General features: G+C 56.5%; 13 protein-coding genes and 1 pseudogene. 9 read left to right on the top strand and 5 right to left on the bottom strand.

Annotated elements, in window-relative coordinates:
• Positions 1-271: 271 nt before the first annotated feature.
• Positions 272-1,495, bottom strand: coding sequence for an ATP-binding protein (locus FHT76_RS37870; RefSeq protein WP_183865041.1), 1,224 nt, complete (start codon positions 1,493-1,495; stop codon positions 272-274).
• Positions 1,496-1,842: 347 nt separating this feature from the next.
• On the opposite strand from FHT76_RS37870, the pseudogene FHT76_RS37875 reads away from it, so the two are divergent.
• Positions 1,843-3,129: pseudogene (locus FHT76_RS37875) on the top strand (cellulose biosynthesis cyclic di-GMP-binding regulatory protein BcsB); the annotation flags it as partial.
• 167 nt (positions 3,130-3,296) lie between these two features.
• Here the strand turns inward: FHT76_RS37875 and FHT76_RS37880 are convergent.
• The 4 genes from FHT76_RS37880 to FHT76_RS37895 all read right to left on the bottom strand — a co-directional run bounded on the left by FHT76_RS37880 (position 3,297) and on the right by FHT76_RS37895 (position 8,909).
• On the bottom strand, positions 3,297-5,009 hold the full coding sequence (locus FHT76_RS37880) for a hypothetical protein (protein ID WP_183865040.1): 1,713 nt from the start codon (positions 5,007-5,009) through the stop codon (positions 3,297-3,299).
• 23 nt (positions 5,010-5,032) lie between these two features.
• Entirely contained in the window at positions 5,033-5,623 is a 591-nt protein-coding gene (locus FHT76_RS37885; RefSeq protein ID WP_183865039.1) for a hypothetical protein, read from the bottom strand.
• A 512-nt stretch (positions 5,624-6,135) separates the two neighbouring features.
• Entirely contained in the window at positions 6,136-8,001 is a 1,866-nt protein-coding gene (locus FHT76_RS37890; protein ID WP_405049534.1) for an ABC transporter ATP-binding protein, read from the bottom strand.
• Between the two features lie 20 nt (positions 8,002-8,021).
• Positions 8,022-8,909 (bottom strand): LysR family transcriptional regulator, encoded by an 888-nt coding sequence (locus tag FHT76_RS37895; protein ID WP_183865037.1) that lies wholly within the window; start codon positions 8,907-8,909, stop codon positions 8,022-8,024.
• Between the two features lie 431 nt (positions 8,910-9,340).
• On the opposite strand from FHT76_RS37895, the gene FHT76_RS37900 reads away from it, so the two are divergent.
• The 8 genes from FHT76_RS37900 (at position 9,341) to FHT76_RS37935 (ending at position 18,984) form a co-directional block, all read left to right on the top strand.
• Entirely contained in the window at positions 9,341-10,660 is a 1,320-nt protein-coding gene (locus FHT76_RS37900; RefSeq protein WP_259186650.1) for an amidohydrolase family protein, read from the top strand.
• Entirely contained in the window at positions 10,651-12,699 is a 2,049-nt protein-coding gene (locus FHT76_RS37905) for an alpha-amylase family protein (RefSeq protein WP_183865035.1), read from the top strand. The genes FHT76_RS37900 and FHT76_RS37905 overlap by 10 nt, the downstream gene beginning before the upstream one ends.
• A 71-nt stretch (positions 12,700-12,770) precedes the next feature.
• Positions 12,771-14,291, top strand: coding sequence for an ABC transporter substrate-binding protein (locus FHT76_RS37910; RefSeq protein WP_183865034.1), 1,521 nt, complete (start codon positions 12,771-12,773; stop codon positions 14,289-14,291).
• Positions 14,292-14,358: 67 nt separating this feature from the next.
• The gene (locus tag FHT76_RS37915) at positions 14,359-15,279 is read left to right on the top strand and encodes an ABC transporter permease (protein WP_183865033.1); all 921 of its coding nucleotides are present in this window, start codon (positions 14,359-14,361) and stop codon (positions 15,277-15,279) included.
• Positions 15,276-16,130 (top strand): ABC transporter permease, encoded by an 855-nt coding sequence (locus FHT76_RS37920; RefSeq protein ID WP_259186625.1) that lies wholly within the window; start codon positions 15,276-15,278, stop codon positions 16,128-16,130. Before FHT76_RS37915 ends, FHT76_RS37920 begins: the two co-directional genes overlap by 4 nt.
• On the top strand, positions 16,130-16,846 hold the full coding sequence (locus FHT76_RS37925) for an MBL fold metallo-hydrolase (RefSeq protein WP_183865031.1): 717 nt from the start codon (positions 16,130-16,132) through the stop codon (positions 16,844-16,846). The genes FHT76_RS37920 and FHT76_RS37925 overlap by 1 nt, the downstream gene beginning before the upstream one ends.
• A complete protein-coding gene (locus FHT76_RS37930; RefSeq protein WP_183865030.1) occupies positions 16,847-18,142 on the top strand; it encodes an amidohydrolase family protein in 1,296 nt (431 codons plus the stop codon). It begins immediately after the preceding gene.
• An 11-nt stretch (positions 18,143-18,153) separates the two neighbouring features.
• A complete protein-coding gene (locus FHT76_RS37935; RefSeq protein ID WP_259186627.1) occupies positions 18,154-18,984 on the top strand; it encodes an MTAP family purine nucleoside phosphorylase in 831 nt (276 codons plus the stop codon).
• The last annotated feature ends 447 nt before the right edge of the window (positions 18,985-19,431 follow it).

The following is a 19,431-nucleotide window of genomic DNA, read 5'->3' on the forward strand; positions in this document are numbered from 1 at the left end:
CAAAGGCCGTACATATGAACGCACCGTCCGCGTGGATAAATCGGTTGAGAAGCCCCTTGCACCGCGGGCCGTTCCACATATGAGGTTGTATAGGTCCGAGAACGGATCGGTAATTGCTATGGGCTTAGACCATGGATCCGCCCACATGCCACTCCAATGATCCATTTGACAAAAGACCTGATGTGAAGGGAATTGAACCTGAGGCCTATCCGTTAAAACTGTATATCTCAAGAATGCTCGGGTCTGAAGACTGAAGCGTAATTCTCGCGCGCTAACGCCACAATGCCGATATTGGAACAGCGGACAAACGTTCCCCGAAAGGGATCACCTTATGGTGGTCATACAAGACCATGCCCGAAACAAACCGTTCTCCGGATGCCTTGGCTAAAATTCGCAATCCCGAAAAATCGGAATTGGAGACGGATGCTGCCGCCTTTATCTCGATACCGACGATCCGCCCCCTTCTATCTTCGATGACGATATCGACTTCGTTCTGCTGCTTGTCACGAAAATGCGAAAACTCGAAGCGGGTTTGCCCGCCGCTGGCGAGTTTAAGGATCTCGGCAAAAACGAAAGTCTCCAGCAGTGCCCCGAACTGACCCCTGTCGTCGTGGAGGCGGTCGAGAGAGAGGTCACGAAGGGATGCAAGAAGGCCAGAATCGAGGAAATGTACTTTCGGTGTCTTCGTGAGACGTTTCAGTTTGTTAGAAAACCAGGGTTGTACGGTGCAAGCGAGGAACAGGCTCTCGAAGATACCGACATATTTTTGCGTTGTGATGTGGTTCATCCCAATGGCCGCACCAATCCGGGAATAGTTCACCAACTGTCCCGAATGCTCTGCCAGAATGCGTAGCAGGCGCGGCATTTGAGCAATCTGCTCGATTTGCGCGACATCACGAACGTCGCGTTGAACGATCGCCTGGATATAATCCGCATACCAGTCCTGTCTACGGCTCAAGGTTTTGCGGCCCAGCGCCTCGGGATATCCACCGGCCAAAACTGCAGCCATAAGGTCGTCTCCGAAGATTGGCTCTCCGGCCTTGGCTTCGTTTCGAAAGGCGTCGCGCAGGAAGCTGCTTCCGGCGGTTCTGATCTCGCTTTGCGCAAGCGGCAGCAATCGAACGACCTCCATGCGCCCTGCGAGCGAGTCTGCCACGCGTGGCAACGTCATGAGATTGGCTGAACCCGTCAGAAGGAAGCGCCCTGGTCGCTGGTCGGTATCCACGCTTTCCTTGATGGCCAACAACAGCTCGGGCGCGCGCTGAATTTCATCGATGATGGCGCGATCCATACCTCTTACAAAGCCAACTGGATCCTCTCGCGCGGCGTCCAGAGTCGTTGCATTATCCAGCGTGTAATACTCCATCCCTTCATTGGCCATCTTCTTGGCCAACGTCGTTTTTCCTGATTGTCTGGGACCGACGATCAGCACGACTCGCGTGTCTGACATGGCGTCGGCAACGCGTTGCTCAGCGAGCCTTGGATACAGCGCCACAACTTCATTCCTTTAATGACTGTTTGAAATTACGGCGATGACCAATTGAAAGTCAACATGTGACTATTTGAAATTTGCATGGCGGCAGATTGAAACGAGAAACCAAAAAGTGGGTGGCATGTTAGATGGCGGCATGGGGCCACAGCCCACGCAGGCGCCGCTGAACCTTTCGCTGACTGGTCGCCGGAACTGGCCTAGCTGATCCTCAATGGAGGGGTATCTGCTCAGAAGCGAAGCGAACGCAAATTTGTGCATATTGCTCGAGATCAAGAACCTGAAGCTCGCTTACGCAGCACCCCGATCCTGATCGGCGTCGATCTTTCGGTGAAACGAAGCATCGCGTCGATTGCTCCGTCGATGCAACCTATGAACTCTGGACCCAGGTCGATTCCGAGCGCAGCGGCTTCGTCTTCGGTGGAGCCCCCAAGACAGCCGGCAATTCAATCCCCGACCTCATCGCACTTGGCGGTAGCAATGATGGGCGCACGCCAATCCGTGGATTGATTACATCAGGCGCAGCTCCGGGTGAATACAACCCCATCCTGGCCGTCATTCAGTCATTGGCAATTGCTGGCAGCTTCGACCGCCCGGCCGTCACCATCGGCGCGGAGGCTGGCCAGGGTCCGGGCATCGACGTCGTCGTCGGAACGAGAACAGTGATCGCTCCCGCGCTCGGCGCGAACAGGGCCGCAAGCCTGAAGGACGGCATCAGTGTTCTCGCCGACGGTGCCAACAACCGAAAGACTCTGGTGATCACCGGCCAGACCGCGGCCGACGTCGACGCTGCCGTCGCCGAGTTCCAGCGGTCAGGTGAACAGCAGCGAAACGACGGCACGCCGCAGGGCTTACGGGCGCTTGCTAACGCCAAGGGTCGAGCGCTGACGCCGAACTCCATCGTGCCGCTCCAGAACCTCGGTTTCATTGCTCAGCCGTTCTCGGGTCGCCTCTACAAGGAGCGTGTCAACTTCTCGATGCCATCAGACTTCCACCCCGGCGACTATGGCTCGATGGTCCTCCACCTCAACGCCCAATATGCCGCCAACCTGTCCCGCGACGCCGAGTTGATCCTTCGGGCCAACGGGGAAACGGTTGCGGACATCACGCTTGGCGCAAGCCCCACTGGCTTGATCGACGATCAGCGGCTGCCGATCCCGCTCGGCAAGTTGCGTCCTGGTGAAAACACCATCGAGTTCGAAGCGCGGCTGCCGACGGCGGCAGACACTGTCTGCGATCCCATCACCGGGACAAACGAGGACCGCGCCCGCCTGTCGATCCACGGATCGAGCTTCCTCGAAACCCCGTCCTTTGCCCGCGTTGGTCGCTATCCCGACCTCGCAGCGCTTGTCTCAGGCGCATCGTTCAGCGACCGCACGGATACGGAAAACACCTCGGTCTATGTGCCGGGCCTCAATGCGGCTTCGCTCGACGCGGCTGGTTCCTTCCTTGCCAAGATGGCCTACTCCTCCGGACACGTCCTGCCAGTCGATGTCACCACGGCGGTTCCGGATGCAACTCGGCGCCGTGTTATGGCCTTCGGCAGCTTCGGCAAGGTGCCTGCCGAAATTCAGACCGAAGCACCTTCGGTACGCAGAAACTCGGTCGCCGCAATTCTATTCCGGTTGTCTTCGTGCTAAGAGCCGCTCCTAGCACCGACGACGATGGGAACTGAGAACCTCTCACTCGAGACGACCCTCGCTTGCGCCGTGCCCGAATATCGGCCCGCCAAATTCCAGTCCCAACGTCACTCGTATTGGCATTCATTCGCCAGCATCAGCGGAACCGATAGCCAGAGCGATTAAGCTCATTGGGCCTTGTGAAAACCAAACCGCGCATTCCAAATCGGAAGTTTACCACTGGGGCAGTAGGTCTCCACCAATAGGCTCTTAGCGTCTTTGCATTTTCTGTTTGGATCTATCAGAACATCTATTACATCTGCGCAGGCGCGTGGACTTGCGAAACTTGTGCCAAACTCCGATCCTAAATACGCTAGATGGGCCATCAAAGGGACCTCCAGCCCCCCATTTGCCGTGTCGTATTCGGCAGCCGGGCCTCGGGAAGACCCCTTCCAAACGTTTCCGTTTCTGTCGAGGCCGGCGACACTGAGAACAGCGGGATCGCTCGCAGGAACGATTACGTTTCCTTGGGCACCGCCTTCAATGAAGTTGGTCGCGGCCGTCAACGGGTCCGCCTCAGCTACCACAATCCAACCGTTCACGGCTGTCCGGGTCGTTGCTGGTGCGTTCTGCGCCTGAAGCCGCAGCTTGATGTCTAGGACTGGCAAAGCAGCCTTGTTTGTCGATGTGATTGCAAACGAGATGCAGTTTAAACTATTATGACAACGTGCTCCAAATAGCGACTGCATTATCATTGTTGTAGGAAGCCCTGTGGGGGTCACCGACAAAGTACCAAGAGCTGATGAATCGATCCGCAAGGTAGCGTGATTTGTACGAGTGCCGACATTATGGGTAACGTCGGTTTCCCATATGTCGACGTCGATAGACATACTGATCCCAGCGGAGTCCTCCCACCAGAATTCGACCAGCATCTCCTCACAAAGTGAGCCGGTCCTAATACTAAGATAATCCGGCTCGTCTCCCTCCAGCGTGCATTTCGCGGAGTGACCCGCGCCACCTTCGTTGCCGGCCGCAACCACTAGATACCGATCATTTTTTGTCAACTTTGCTGCAATGTATTCTTCCAAAGGAGATTCGCCATTGTGTGGTCCGACGTGTGTTCCGAGTGACAGATTTACGGCAACTGGAAGGCCGTCCGCGTCGAGTTGCGTTTTCAACGCTTCGATGGCGGTCAAGATCTCGGGCGAGCATGCTTGATCGAATGCGGACAAGCCGGTGCCTATGAATGCGGTTGGCGGTCGCACCAACGCGCAACTCACCGTCGTTTTGTCCAGCTTGGAGTTTTTGTCCAGGCGCTCCAGAAGAACGGATAGGACCTTCTCAGCGTGACCGGACAGCTTTATGTCATTGGTGACGGCATGTCGTAGCTTGTTGCCATAATCGTCGGGCTGGCAGCCTATGTCTTCCTCCCCCAGATCAACGATCGCTGCGGCCACCGTCGCCGCTGACAGTGTTGCGGCATGTTGAAACAAGCTTCTGCAGGTCTGATCATGTGGCGAACCGGAGCCGAGTTCGAAGAGGGGCGTGCCGATATCCAGTAGTTCCTCGGTGGGATCCAAGTGGTGAAATTGAGTGAAATAGCCGACGAGCCTGTCCAAACGGAAGCGTCCCCAAAAGACAGAAAATGGATCTAGTTGGTCAAACCTAAAGCTCTGTGACCCGATTTCCTCGTTGGAGAAATACTCTTTCAATAGCGAGATCGGTTGGCGCGTCCGTGCAACCACTGGAATAGTTGTGCGCGAACATTTCACCTTGTCCGCGATTGCATTTAGTTTGTCAGCTATGTCTTTGGCGGTCACATAGCTTGTCGGATTGGAAGACCAAGGCATCTCCCTATCGAAGCTGTGGAACATGATCGATACCAGGCTCGGACTGAACATTTGGGCGTTCCCTAGCCAGCCAATTACTCTTCGCCACGAAGCGTGAAATTGCGCTCTTGGAAAAACCAGAGCTCCCCGCGTCGCTCCGCCATGTTGTCGGACGAGAGTTTTTCCATGGTAGTTGTGATCCAGTTCGGCTGCTCGATCACCTGCAGTGCCTGTGCAGCTTTGGCTTCGGTCATGCCGAGATGCCAGGCGAACTGGAATAGCTTGGGATCACGCACGAACTTTTCAACGTTTTGCTTCAGCGTCGCCTCAGTAACCCCATTGGGCGATTGTGCTAGCATCACATAGGTTATGTAGTTGATTGCCGACAGTTGTTGTACCAGCGCAGCGACGACCGTTTTCACAGCAGCAACGGCTTCTACACCTATGCCCAGCCATGTGACCGGGTCAAAAGTGGTGTGAGCGGCCGCAAGTACCTTCACCGCAACACTTCCCGTTTCCCAGGTGGCTTGCAGAGCCTTTATAAGGTTGATACGAAGATTGATTCCAAGGAAAGGTGCCTTAGCCGCGGAGGGCGACGCCGGAATTTTCTGCGCTGCCTCTTTCCAGATCTCGCGGATCCGCGCGCCTTCGCTGCTCTTTGAGAATTCAACCTGTTCCCCCGGCATTGCCAAGCCCTCCAGATCCTTCCACAATTTCAAATCTGTTATTAATATTAGAACTAGCTAATAATTAAACTGAAGTCCACGACTTTAGATTGCTCGAAAGGGAAAACGTCCATGACGCGGCAGCGCGGGCTGGACGTCAAACCAGCTGTCAGCGCATGAACGTTGTCTCGGCCTGGGCGATGATTGAGTAGTTGCTCAGCCCTCAATTCTCTTGTGTCCCGCAACGCAGTGGGGTTTCCCTTCGACAAACGCCCGTCCCGAATTGCCAATAAGGAGTATCGAGTTCGCCCATCAGATAGCCAAGAACATCAAGGTGGACCGGTTCCCGCATGACCCGAATGGGGCAAGGCGGGCCCGGTTTATTTCTCGCGGATCGCCTTTGAGACGCGGTCGCGGATCGGCTGCCACAGATACGGGCGAACGTCCTGCTCGAGGTTGCAATGAACACCTCGGCAGGCATTCCCAGCACGAGCCGAACGCCGTCCTCGTCGCTATTCCTGCGATGTCAAAGCCTACTCATTCTCCGCGAAGCTCACCATATCTGACCTGACTAGATGCCCTGCGCTCACGACGCGATATGAGGGTTTGGCCGGGATATACTGAAGTGTCCTGAGCGGCGATTTAAGTTCTTCTGCAGGTGTTTCACGGCGAATGGCACGCCTGGAGGGGTCGGGCACAGGCACTGCATGGATGAGTCTTCGGGTATATGGATGCTGAGCGTTTTCGAAGATGGCGGATCTCGGTCCAATCTCGACGATTTCGCCGAGATACATCACCGCCACCCGGTGGCTAACTCTCTCCACGATAGCCATGTCGTGTGAGATGAACAGGAATGAGAGGCCAAGCTTCGCCTGCAGTTCCAGCAAGAGATTCACGACCTGTGCCTTCACCGACACGTCGAGTGCAGAGACGGACTCGTCAGCAATAATGAGCTTGGGTTCCAGAGCAAGCGCCCTGGCGATCGAAATGCGCTGTCGTTGGCCTCCAGAGAACTCATGCGGAAACCGCTCTGCCATATCGGGTGAGAGCCCAACCTGCGATAGCAGTTCGGCCACCCTCGCCTTCGATTGCAGCCGGTTACCAAGGCCATGAGCAAGGTAGGGTTCAGCAATTGCATCACCGATCCGCATTCGGGGATTGAGGCTTGCATATGGATCCTGAAAAATCATTTGGATGCTTCGGCGAATGCTCCGCATCTCTTGCTTGCCAAGTGTAGAAACGTCCTGTCCCTCAAACAGGATTGCCCCCGATGTCGGCTTCACCAACCCGATGATGGAGCGACCGGTCGTTGATTTACCGCAGCCGGACTCCCCGACAAGCGACAGGGTTTCGCCCGGTCGTATCGAAAAGGAGACATCTTCCACTGCATGCACGCGCCCTGAAAGTCGCCCGAAGGAACCGGAGTGAATATCGAAACGCGTTGACAAGCTGGATACTTCCAGGAGCGCGCGATGTTCATGAGAAACGGTAGTAACCACGGTGGACTGGGGCGTTTGAATTCCGCTTTCCATATCAATAATCGGGAACTTTAGAGGTTCTGTATGTCCACGCATTGCTCCTAATCGAGGAACCGAGGCGAGAAGAGAGCGCGTATAGGCGTGATTTGGAATGTTGAAAACCTGCTCGGTCTGGCCGGACTCCACGCACTGGCCCCTGTACATGACGATCGTTTGATCAGCCATCTCAGCAACGACGCCCATATCGTGCGTGATAAACAGCACCGACATCCCGTCTTCGTCCTGCAACGATTTTATGAGGTCGAGCACCTGTCCCTGTATGGTAACGTCAAGTGCTGTTGTCGGCTCGTCAGCGATGAGCAGTTTCGGGCGGCTCGCAAGGGCCATGGCGATAACGACACGTTGCCGCATGCCTCCGGAGAACTGGTGTGGAAATTCGCTGTAACGACTTGCCGCGGCTGGAATGCGGACCTTATCCATCAGTCGCAGGGCCTCGGTCTTGGCTTCTGCATACGACATGGATTTGTTGTGACACAGCAAGGCCTCCGAAATCTGGTCTCCGATGGTGAAAATCGGATTGAGGCTTGTCATCGGCTCCTGGAACACCATTGCAGCGTCCCGACCGCGGACCTGCCGCATCTGGCGGTCAGTGAGCGATAGAATATCGGTGCCACCGAGGACGATGTTCCCCTCGATACGGCAGGATTGCTTGGGCAAAAGTCGCATGATTGACAGCGATGTGACGCTCTTGCCGGATCCGGACTCACCGACGATTGCGAGCGTTTCCTTCGGAGCAATCTGGAAAGAGACATCCTGGACGACGGGTTTCCAACGTCCCTCAACCAGGAATGAGGTTGTAAGATTGGAGACGGAAAGAACCGATTGCTCAGCGGCGATCTGGCGCGACGTTGCGAGTGCGATCATGATGTCTTTTCCTTCGATCAACTCTGGCTGCTACGGGTTATTTGCAAGAGGAAGTCAACGACTGCCCTGACTTTCGCCGGCGTCCGGCGATGGGCCGGGAAGACAATGGATATCGGATCAGCCTCGATCTCGAAATCTTCGAGCATCGGGATCAACGCGCCGTTATTGATGTCATCGCGAAAGATCCACCAGGTCGCCTGAGAAATTCCGAGACCGGCGACTGCCGCTTCACGCAGAATGTCCCCGCTATCAGTGACCAGTTTTCCGGCCACTCGGATGACCTGGTCTTGGCCATCGAGTCCGCGAAAATGCCAGTTGGCACCAAAGCCTCCGACTATGCAGTTGTGCTGCTGGAGATCGGTTGGGGATTGTGGCATACCGTGTCGCTCAAGGTAGCGTGGCGATGCAACGGTCTTTTGGGAGCCACGCACGAGGATCCGGTTTATCAATCGGGAGTCGGCAAGGCGACCGGAATGAACAACCAGATCGTATCCGCCGTCAATTGGATTGGCAGTCTGGTGTTTGAGACACAAATCTAGCGTTACTTCCGGATAACGCTCGTAGAAGGATTCAAGCGCAGGGATTACGGTCCTCCGCCCAAAGGATGGCGGTAAGGCGACACGGACGCTACCGCGCGGCCGAAGGTTCTTCTCGCGCGCCGCATTCTCGGCCGTTTCGAGATCTTGGAGGATATCACGACAACGTTCATAGAATTCCGCGCCGGTCTCGGTGAGATGCATTCGCCGTGTTGTCCGATGAAGTAGCTGTAGTCCAAGCCCTTCCTCGAGGCGTGTTACGCTCTTCGTCACCGCAGATGTGGTCAGGGAGAGCGCACGAGCCGCCGCCGTGAAGCTGCCGAGTTCGGCCACGCGGGCGAATGCCAAAATATCCTGGAACTTGTTCACGATGCCGTCACGTTCCCTGCCTATTTATGTTGCGCACCGCATAAAAACCCGTCATTCAGCAGCAAGTCGACTGGTTTCCCGACCAATACGCGGACAGCATAGCAATTGATGTGCCGTGGGAAGCCTAAAAATGCGCTGCGGCACCTTGATTGTGGGAAAATGATTTTTTCCAAAATGCCGTATTCTCCTAATTCGATACTCTGAAAGACTTAGGACATAAGAGCCCGCAAGCGGCCAAGGGAACATGCCGATAGGAACCCGCTTTGTCCTCGATGTATTTCAGAAATGCATTATGCCTTACACAGGACTCAGGTGCCTGGGTCGCAAAACGGCATTCAATCGAAATTCGCGATGGAACAATCTCCGCGCTCGAGGTTGATGAAGACCGGGTATCGAACTCCGACAAAATGGAGATGATTGATGCATCAGGGATGCTCGTTGTTCCCGGCTTCGTCAATGCGCATTCTCATTCACCAGATAACCTGGTTCGCGGGACTGGAGACAACCTGCCACTCGAACTTTGGTCATTGTCGTCGTCAGCGGGTCGTGAAAACCGCAGTTTGAGAGAAGTCTACCTCTCTGTCTTGCTGGGCGCGATCGAGATGATGCGAAACGGCACCACTACCGTACTCGACCACGTTCGAATTTCTCCCGATATCAATGCGGACGCGCTTGATGCGGTCGCGTCGGCTTGGTTGGACAGCGGCATGCGGGCGACGATCGCTCCGATTGTCTCAGACCGCGCCGTTGTAGACACGATGCCCTTTGAGGCAAGGGATTTTGATGGCGTGGACCAGTCGGACTTCGGGACACGCCTGCCCTTGCCGGCCACCGAACAGATTGCGATCGTCGAGGATTTCTACGAGCGATGGCATGGAAGAGGAAATGGCCGGATTCGGGTGGCTATCGGCCCTTCAGCGCCTCAGAGATGCTCCGACAAGTTGTTGGTGCAAGCGGCGGACTTCAGTCTGCGCAAGAATGCTCTCCTTCACATGCACGTGCTGGAGACAGACGTCCAGCGACACATGGGGGACAAGCTCTACCGGACTGGCACGATTTCGCATCTTGCAGACTTGGGGCTTTTGAGCTCGCGCACACACCTCGTCCACTGCATCTGGGTCAACGAAAGCGAAATCGAGACCATTGCGCGCCACGACGCCTGCATCGTCCACAATCCCGTGTCGAACGCGCGGCTTGGCAGTGGCTATTGTAAGCTTCCCGCCATGCTCGATCGGGGAGTCCGGGTCGCCCTGGGAACTGACAGCACCTGCTGCAATGACGGAAGCAGCATGCTCGAAACCATGAAATGGACTGCAATCTTGCACAATCTCGCGTCGACCGATCCGTCCCATTGGATTGGGCCGGACCGCGCCCTGGCAATGGGCACGGCAGGCGGTGCAGACGCAATTGGTCTCGGCGACAACATCGGCAGAATAGCGAAAGGCCTTTCAGCCGACCTCACGCTTTACCGTCTTGCCTCACCATCTTTCGTCCCACTTAGGGAGCCTGTCCGTCAGCTAGTGCTGTCAGAGACGGGAATGTCTCATGGCCTGACCCTGTGTCACGGCCGCGTCCTCGCAAGAGATGGTCGGGCGACAGTCATCGATGAGAGGGCGGTCTGGCAGGAAGCCGAAGACCTGGCTGCCCGTCGCAAGCGCGACAATGCCAGCGTCTACGAATCTGCCAACAAACTTGAGAGGCCGATCATGCGCATGCGCGCTCGGCTGATCGGAGGATGCGCATGTCACTAGAATGGACCAATAACCCTATCCGCTTCTTCCAGCACCTTTTGCGGGAGTCGGATGCCAAGAACCTTGATGTCAAGTCCCTGATCTCGGAGGTGACAGAGGTCGGCGCTGGCGGCTACATTGCCATGGGCGGTGGCTTCTCGGCCTGGTATCCGACGGCGCGGACTTCCCAGACGATCAATCCCTATCTGGAGTTTGATTTCTTGGGCACCGTGATCGATGCCGCCAAGCAGAATGACATCCGAGTCCTGGTTCGGATGGATATCTCAAAGGGACGCGCGGGGATGGACAGCAACCATCCAGACTGGTTCGTCAGGCGAGAAGACGGCAGTGTTTCGAAGGTATGGGATATGCCCCAGATCTGTGCGACGGGTCCTTTCTGGCAGGATGAGGTATTCGCCATTCTCGATGAGATCATCACCCGTTATCCCCTACTCGACGGCTTCTTCTTCAACTACCTCCATGTCCCACGCTGTTTTTGTTCGCGTTGCGTCAAAATCGTGTGGGACTCGACAGGTGGTTCCGTTCCAAGCTCAGGTGTTCGTATAGTCGGATACGAGCGTTGGCGGCAAAACTTTCTCGCTGACCACATGGCAGGGGTTAGGAGGTTTATCCGTGCGCGGCACCAAAGTGCTGCGCTCGTGCCCTATCACCATGTGCATGACGGTTGGGACATCCGACGGATGGCTGAAATCTCTGACGTTATTAGTTCGCAGGTGTCAAACCCGGTCATTCCAAATCCTGTTGATCCGCAGCCGATGTGGAATTTTTGGGCTGCGGAGGAAGCCTTGACCGCCAAAGCCCTGAAGCCTGAGACCGCGCCAATTCTCATACAGACGAGCTCCGAGGTCTTTGCGAGCCGCCAAACCTCAATGCCATCGGCTCGTCTGGTCCATAACCTCATCCAGGCGGCTGCCCACGGGGCAAACACTGCGCCGGCAGTGAATGGACTACTCAGTCAGTCAGATACGCGGTTCGTCCCCGCTCTGAGGGATTTCGGTGACTATCAGCTTCGGGCGGAGGAATGGTATCGCGAGCTCCAGTCTGCAGCAAAGGTCGCGATCGTCAAATCGGAAGACAGCCGTTTATGGGGACGCGACGACGGGCGCGCGGCCGGTGCGGTTGATGGACGTGGCCATGTCTCCGAGTTTCGCGGGCTGTTCGAAATTCTTGCCGATCTTCGATACCCCTGCGATGTCCTCGTCGCTGGCAACTTGGACCGAAAGAAGCTTGCCGTTTACGACGCAATCGTCCTGCCCGCGGTCGAGGCGCTATCGCAAGATGATGCAGAACTGATCGATGCTTTCGTTGCAGCTGGCGGGCAGATCTTCGTTACGGCCGATACAGGCCGAACTGACGACAACGGCAGAGCGAAAGTGACCGCGGCACTGAACTGCCTCCCAAGCCTGCCGGGTGATGCGCTTGATGTAACAGGCGCCTATTTCAATCTCGACGCGCCGCAGATTTCTCAGGCGTTCGGCGGGATTCCACATATTGCAGCTGCGGGCGACTTCTGGCCGGTCGATTTGGTGCATGACAGCGATTGCCTTCGGCTGATTGGGCCCTATGCGAATAACGCACCTGAATTCACGGTTGTCGAAGGTCCCGGGAAAGCACCAGGCGTGATTGCGAGACGATTTGGGAAGGGTAGAGCAACCTGGCTGCCTTGGCGCATCGGGTCGTTGTATCACCAATTCTCCATGCCGGAATATCGAACTCTGTTTGCGGCTCTGGCAGAACCGGCCATAGGGGAGCCCCCGGTGAAGACATCGGGATCATCGGCTGTTGAGACAATCCTTTATCGTCGCGGTGAAACGGACATTCTTCATCTTTTAAACGGTGCGGCTGCCCGGCAGAAAGTTCTGACGGAACTTACGCCGCTGGCTGGCTTCGACGTGGCAGTTACGACTGGTGCGCGCCGCGCCGTCCAGATCGGCGACGGTCGCGAAGTCCCTTCGAGGCGGAATGGAGACCAACTGGTACTTCACATCGATCGCCTTGAGGGCTTCATGGCGATTGCACTCCTTCCGTCCGGTTCCTAGCCAAAGCCAAAGCGACACTGAAGATCGCAGCCAATTCCGAGATAATAACCAAGACCAAAATGAGGTGAACCATGAACAAGATACTGAGACGAACCTTTCTGACAGCAGCACTTGCGACGACATCGCTGGCGATCGCTCCTTTTCCAGTGGCTGCTCAAGAGGCTGATACGCTTGTCGTTGCGCAACCGGCCGACGCCTATTCGATGGACCCTGCCAAGCATTCTGCCTTTCCGACCGCAAACATTCTCTTCCAGATTTATGATGGGCTCGTTACGCAGGGCGACGACGGCCAGATGGCTCCCGCTCTGGCGAAATCGTGGACCAACCCCGATCCATTGACTTGGCGCTTCAAACTTCGCGAGGGCGTTAAGTTTCAAAATGGCGAACCCTTCAATGCCGAGGCAGTAAAGTTCACATTCGACCGTGCGCTCGATCCGAAGTTCAAGGCCCCGTACTATTCGCGTATTTCGGCGATCAAATCCGTTGTGGTCGTCGACGACTACACGGTAGACTTCAAGACTGCAAAGCCGTTCCCGACGATGCTCCTATCGCTCTATGAGGCTTCTTTTGCGGCGCTTATTGTGCCTCCGAAGCATACCCAGGAGAATGGCGGCAACGCCCTCGCGACGACCCCCGTCGGAACCGGCCCCTATAAATTTGTCAAATGGCTGAAGGACGAAGAGGTCGAACTCGAGGCGAACCCCGACTACTGGGGTGGCAAGCCAAAGATCGCCAAAGTGGTTTTCCGCCCCATAAAGGAAACCCGCACCCGTATAGCTGAACTCACAATTGGTGGGGTCGGTCTTGCTGCCGATATCCCTCCCGAGGATGTCCCGTCACTCTCCAGCGGCGATACCAAGATTGAGACCGTCCCAAGCGACTTTCTATATTTTCTCGCTTTCGACACAACGCGCGATACCCCTCTCAAGGACAAGAGGGTTCGGCAGGCAATTAACTATGCGGTTGACGTCGATGCGATCCAGCAGGCGCTCCTGAATAGCATGGGCAATCGCATTGCGCTGACACTGCCCGCCAATGGCTTTGCCTACAATCCAGACTGGAAGCCCTATCCCTACGATCCGGACAAGGCCAAGAAACTGCTTGCCGAAGCCGGCTACCCGGATGGTTTCACGATCCCGCTGATGACGCGAAAGGGACGCTTCCTCAAAGACGCCGAGATCGTGGAAGCAACAGCTGGATTCCTCGCCAAGGTCGGGATCAAGGCCGAGATCAAATATCTCGAGCCGGGTGTCTGGGGTCAGATCTCCGAGAAAAAGGGCCGAGAGGGCATTACGTTCCCGGGTTGGAGCGGACGCGACCCCAACCTCGTTTGGGATCCGCTCCTCAAGACCGGCCAGTATCAAAGCTACTTCAGCAATCCCGAGCTGGACGCTTTGCTGGATCAGGGCGCCTCGACAATCAATCCCGAAGAGCGCAAGTCGATCTACGAGAAGGCCGCCGTGATCATCAAGGATGAAGCTCCGCACCTGCCCATGATCCAGCCGCCGCTGATTTATGGGCTCAGTGCAAACCTGAACTGGAAGCCGCGCACCGACAGCATCATCGACCTGCGCAAGGCCAGCTTCCAATAATGTTAACCGCCATGGCTGGAAATGAACCAGCCATGGCGACCCGTCAAGCACAAGGGAACCACCTGTTGTGAGCGCTTTCTTGTTGTCGCGAATATTATACGCGATCGCCGTAATCTTCGGGGTTTCGATCGCCGTCTTTTTCCTGATCAGGATTGGCGGCGATCCCTCGGCACTCTTTCTCCCCCCGGAAGCTTCGGCGGAGGAAATTGCGCGCTTCCGTCACTTGATGGGGTTCGACCGTTCATTGGGGGCACAATACCTGGACTTTCTGGGCCGCGCGCTCCGTGGTGATTTTGGCATGTCACTCCGTTACGAGCAGCCGGCCATGCAACTGGTGCTCGACCGCGTCCCTGCGACGCTGGAACTCAGTGGAATGGCGCTGGGGCTGTCTCTTGTGGTCTCCATTCCATTGGCTATCGTGGCAGCTGCATGGCGGGGTTCGATCGCGGACCGCGCTAGCCTGTTGGTATCTCTGATTGGCCAGAGCTTTCCTGCTTTTTGGCTGGCGATCATGCTGATCCTGCTTTTCTCGGAGACATTTCACATCCTGCCACCGTCGGGTCGTGGTGGTGTTAGGCATCTGATCATGCCCGCAGTTGTGCTGGCGACATACTCGACAGCGATCATCACCCGCCTGCTGCGCTCGTCCATGATCGAAGTCTTGCAGTCTGACTATATTCGCACAGCACGGGGCAAAGGCGTCAGCGAACGGCGCATCGTCCTGAAGCATGCCCTTCGCAATGCCGCGATCCCAACCCTCACCGTGATTGGTCTTCAGGTGGGAGCGCTACTGGGCGGGGCCGTCATTACCGAAGAGGTATTTGCCTATCCCGGCATTGGTCGTCTTGCCATTCAGGCAATCTCAAACCGTGACTTCACGGTCGTACAGGCCTTTGTCCTCGTCATGGCCACCGCGATCGTCTCGATAAACCTTCTGGTCGACCTCTCTTATGGCTTCCTTGATCCACGTCTGAGGAAAGGCAAATGACCGCATTTCTGAGACGCTACGTAAGAAGCGCGCTTGCCGCCCTCGGGCTTGCCATCGTGCTGCTCATCGTCTTCCTCGCCGTTTTTGGCCACTGGCTCATGCCCTTCGACCCTGACGCGCAGGAAATTCTCCAGCGTTTGAAACCTCCGCTCTGGTCAAACGGCGATGGAATGCACTTATTCGGTACCGACGCCCTTGGCCGCGATGTTCTCAGCCGTGTTATTGCAGGAGCTCGCGTTTCGCTAATTGTCGGAGTGACGTCAGTCGTCATCTCTGGTGCGATCGGTGTCACATTAGGGCTGATGGCTGGATATGATGATCGCCGTTCCGGGCGCGTGATCATGGCCGCTACCGATATACAACTTGCCATTCCCTTTCTCGTATTGGCCCTTGCTGTCGCAGCGGTCGTTGGTCCCAGCCTCTGGAATATCGTGGCCATTCTCGGCATCACCAATTGGGTGCAATACGCCCGAGTTGTCAGGGCTGAATGCCTGGTCTTGCGGGAAAGGGAGTTCATTCAGGCAGCACGAACGATGGGGATATCAACTCCAATGATCCTGATCAGGCACCTTCTGCCGAATGTGACGTCCTCCATCATTGTCATATCGAGCTTGCTTGTCGCCAAGATGATCCTGTTTGAATCGTCCTTGAGCTTCCTGGGACTTGGGGTCCCACCGGAAACCCCAACATGGGGCACGATGATATCTGAGGGCCGGAACTATATCGGCAATGCGTGGTGGGTCGCGACCATTCCGGGCTTTGCAATTTTCCTTACGGTCGTCGGCATCAATCTCATTGGCGATCGGCTTCGCGACCTCCTCGATCCTCGCCTGCGGCAGGTGGAAACCTGATGACAACACAATACGACATTCTTCTTTCAGGCTTTCCAGGTAAATGCAGCCGAGGCTTCCTCGGCTGGAGCACGACGGTCTTGCTGAAGACCAGGGCAGGATATGCGTTGTTCGACACCGGCGGCGCGGGTGATCGGCCTGGCATTCTTGAAGGACTGGCCAAACGTGGGGTCGACGCTGGCGACATTCGCACAGTCATTCTGTCTCACCTGCACTTTGATCACATCGCCAACGCTGAGTGCTTCCCGGACGCCGAAATCGTTATCCATGAGGCAGAACTCAGTTACTTCGATAGGCATTGGGCGCACGACAGGGCTGTTCCCAAGTATCTGGTGGAAGGACTATTGCGCAGACCGCAACTCTCTGTGGTTTCCGGAGAGCTGGATATCCTGCCGGGAGTTCGAATGATCAGAACGCCGGGACATACTGGCGGTCACATCGCGCTTGTCCTCCAGATCGACGGCGAATGCGTTGTCCTGGCGCAGGATGCCTTGAAGCATCGTGGTGAAGTTGCCACCAGCGTATCGGCTGGCTCGTTTGACGCAAAGGCCGCATCCGCGAGCGTTCAGCGCATCGTCGGTATGGCCGATATCATTGTCCCTGGTCACGATGCTCCCTTCCGCATCCACGACGGAGCCGTCGTACTGCCTGGCCGTCTGCATGAGGAGATCCGGATCACGATCGACGACAGACTATATGAAATGGAGATCGGATAGATGAAGCTGCTATTCAATGCGTTTATCTGCACTGGCCTGCCTGGTGGATTTTACGCAGACGGCGCGATCCTCGTCGAGGGCAGCACCATCAAATGGATCGGCCCATCGAGCGACTTGCCGGACGTAGCGATTGGGGCAACAAGAGATGATCAAAATGGGAAAGTGGTCATCCCCGGCCTCGTCAACACCCATGCCCATGGTGGGCTTTCCACTCACCGTGGCTGCTGTGACGATGGCGACCTTTTCCAATGGGCAAAGGCACTTGCTCCGCATACCGCATCCCTGACAATCGACGACAACCGGCGGGGCTCCACCCTCGCTGCGATGGATATGATACGCGCGGGCATTACGACCGCATGCGACTGTACACGGTACGGTGCAGGTGTCTTCGCATCGGTGGCGAGCGAAATTGGCATGAGGTCGTTAAGCGGCGCTCTTGCAAACTCGCCCGAACTTCGACCCAACGGCCGCCCCAATTGGCCGCTTGCGCTTAAGGAGACACGGCAAGCGATTTCGGACAATGCGGGCAACGGACTGTGCCGCTTTTATCTCGGGGCCCATTCTCCGTACAGCTGCACGCCAGAGCTATTGAGGGCCGTCAAGCGCGGGGCCGAGGCGCTCGGACTTCCCTTCACGATACATGTGGCGGAGAACCTCGCTGAAAACGATCTGATTGCGGAGCGCTATGGTCGCTCACCCGTCGCCTGGCTCAACGATCTCGGCGTGCTCGATGGGACCTCTATTCTTGCCCATTGTGTATGGCTCGATGACGCCGACATGGACATCCTTGCTGCGACCGGAGCTGGCGTGGCTCATAACCCCGCGAGCAATGCAAAGCTTGCGAGCGGTGTCGCACCCATCCCGGCGCTGCGGCGGCGCGGCGTGCCCGTCGGACTGGGTACCGATAGCACCCTTTCGAACAACAGCCTGGACATCTTTCAGGAGATGAAGCTGTCGGTCCTTCTCCAGCGCGCGACAACTCTTGATGCTTCGATCCTCGGCGCTGCGGACGCCTTCTCGATGGCCACCATCGAGGGAGCGCGGGTCCTCGGATGGGATCGCGAGATCGGCAGTCTGGAGCCCGGAAAGCAAGCCGATCTGGTCGTCCTCGCCTTGGAGCACCCGTTGGGAATGACCTACGAGAGAGCTCTTTCTGACATCGTCTACCACGCCGGTCCGCAGCACGTCCGCAAAGTGATGATCGCGGGGGAAACCGTGTTCGACGAAGGCAAATTAACAAGGATCGACGAAGCCGCGGTGCGGTCAACGATCCATCGTCACTATCAATGCAATTGAGGGAATCGAGTATGAACAGAGCACCAGTCGGACTGCTTACGAGCGCTGCCTCCGAAAACCTTCTTCAAAATCGTCGGTCGGAATCCGTTTCGACCCCGTGGGGTAAAGCCGAAGTCCTGCTCGGAACCATTGGCGGGCGCGAGACGGCGGTCATTCTGCGGTATGGCGAAAAGCTGACGGTACCCAGTCACAAGATAAACTATCATGCGAACATATGGGCGTTTCGCGAACTGGGCGTCGAGGCCATCATTTCCCAGAACGCCATCGGCTCCGTCAATCCGGCCATTCGGCCCGGTGATATCGTCATTTCCGATGACTTCCTCGACAAGACGAAGTCGCGCGCCCAGTCCTTGTTCGACGAGAGCGATTGCTGGGTGCGCGTCGACTTCACTGATCCATTTTGCCCGCGTCTTCGCACGGAACTGATCGCCGCCGCAAACAAGTACAGTAATCGCGTCATCGAGCGTGGCACCTTTGTTTGCACCGAAGGTCCCCGTTTCGAAACGCCCGCAGAAATTCGCTCCTATCAACGCGACGGGGGTGACATAGTCGGCACGCCGCTTGTGCCAGAGGTTATCTTCGCGCGCGAAGCGGAACTGTGCTTCGCGTCGATAGCACCAGTTATCAATTTTGGTTCGGGGATGGCACCAGCGGTGGTTCACTTTGGACCCGGCAGCATGAACGAAATCTACTACAAAGAAGGTCTCCACGACCTTATTGAAAAGACACTGATAGAAGCAATTTCAGGGCTTTCAACCGATCGGACATGCGGTTGCTCGCACGCTCTCGACGGAGGCTTTCATGGAACCCCGCCGACGTGGCTGAAACGGAAGATCGCTTGAGTTCACCTCGGGCGTGACCGTCGCGTTTCAGCAGCGCTCTCCAATCTTCCTCGGATTCGAGGGCTTGTCGACGATCCCGCCTGGGGGTTCGTCAGTGATCGGTTCGCGCCGCTCTTCGACCTTGGCGACGCCAGAACTGGCCATCGCACCCCAGATGTTATGCCTCAGATGGTCAAATTCGCTTGTAGCGCCGTTGTGCCCTTCAAAGTCAATGCCGCGTCTCAAGCAATCCCCGTGCAGTTCGCACCATCATTGCCAGATGCGCCGGATCGCGCACTCCCTCGCGGTAAAGTGTCACAAGGATCGCTGCTATGCGATCCGCTTCTTCCGACCCCTTTTCTAGACCACCTTCTGTAAGCACCTGGTTGAACACCGGCTGACAGGCGGCAAGATCCCGGGCGTCAAACGTATTTGGCTTTCGAACGTCAATCGTCTTCATCGCTGCAA

It is taken from the genome of Rhizobium sp. BK176 (assembly GCF_024808055.1).

Coding starts and splice junctions, on each gene's coding strand:
- FHT76_RS37880 (WP_183865040.1), bottom strand. CDS start 5,009: ATGTTCAGTCCGAGCCTGGTATCGATCATGTTCCACAGCTTCGATAGG.
- FHT76_RS37885 (WP_183865039.1), bottom strand. CDS start 5,623: ATGCCGGGGGAACAGGTTGAATTCTCAAAGAGCAGCGAAGGCGCGCGG.
- FHT76_RS37900 (WP_259186650.1), top strand. CDS start 9,341: ATGCTCGTTGTTCCCGGCTTCGTCAATGCGCATTCTCATTCACCAGAT.
- FHT76_RS37905 (WP_183865035.1), top strand. CDS start 10,651: ATGTCACTAGAATGGACCAATAACCCTATCCGCTTCTTCCAGCACCTT.
- FHT76_RS37910 (WP_183865034.1), top strand. CDS start 12,771: ATGAACAAGATACTGAGACGAACCTTTCTGACAGCAGCACTTGCGACG.
- FHT76_RS37920 (WP_259186625.1), top strand. CDS start 15,276: ATGACCGCATTTCTGAGACGCTACGTAAGAAGCGCGCTTGCCGCCCTC.
- FHT76_RS37925 (WP_183865031.1), top strand. CDS start 16,130: ATGACAACACAATACGACATTCTTCTTTCAGGCTTTCCAGGTAAATGC.
- FHT76_RS37930 (WP_183865030.1), top strand. CDS start 16,847: ATGAAGCTGCTATTCAATGCGTTTATCTGCACTGGCCTGCCTGGTGGA.
- FHT76_RS37935 (WP_259186627.1), top strand. CDS start 18,154: ATGAACAGAGCACCAGTCGGACTGCTTACGAGCGCTGCCTCCGAAAAC.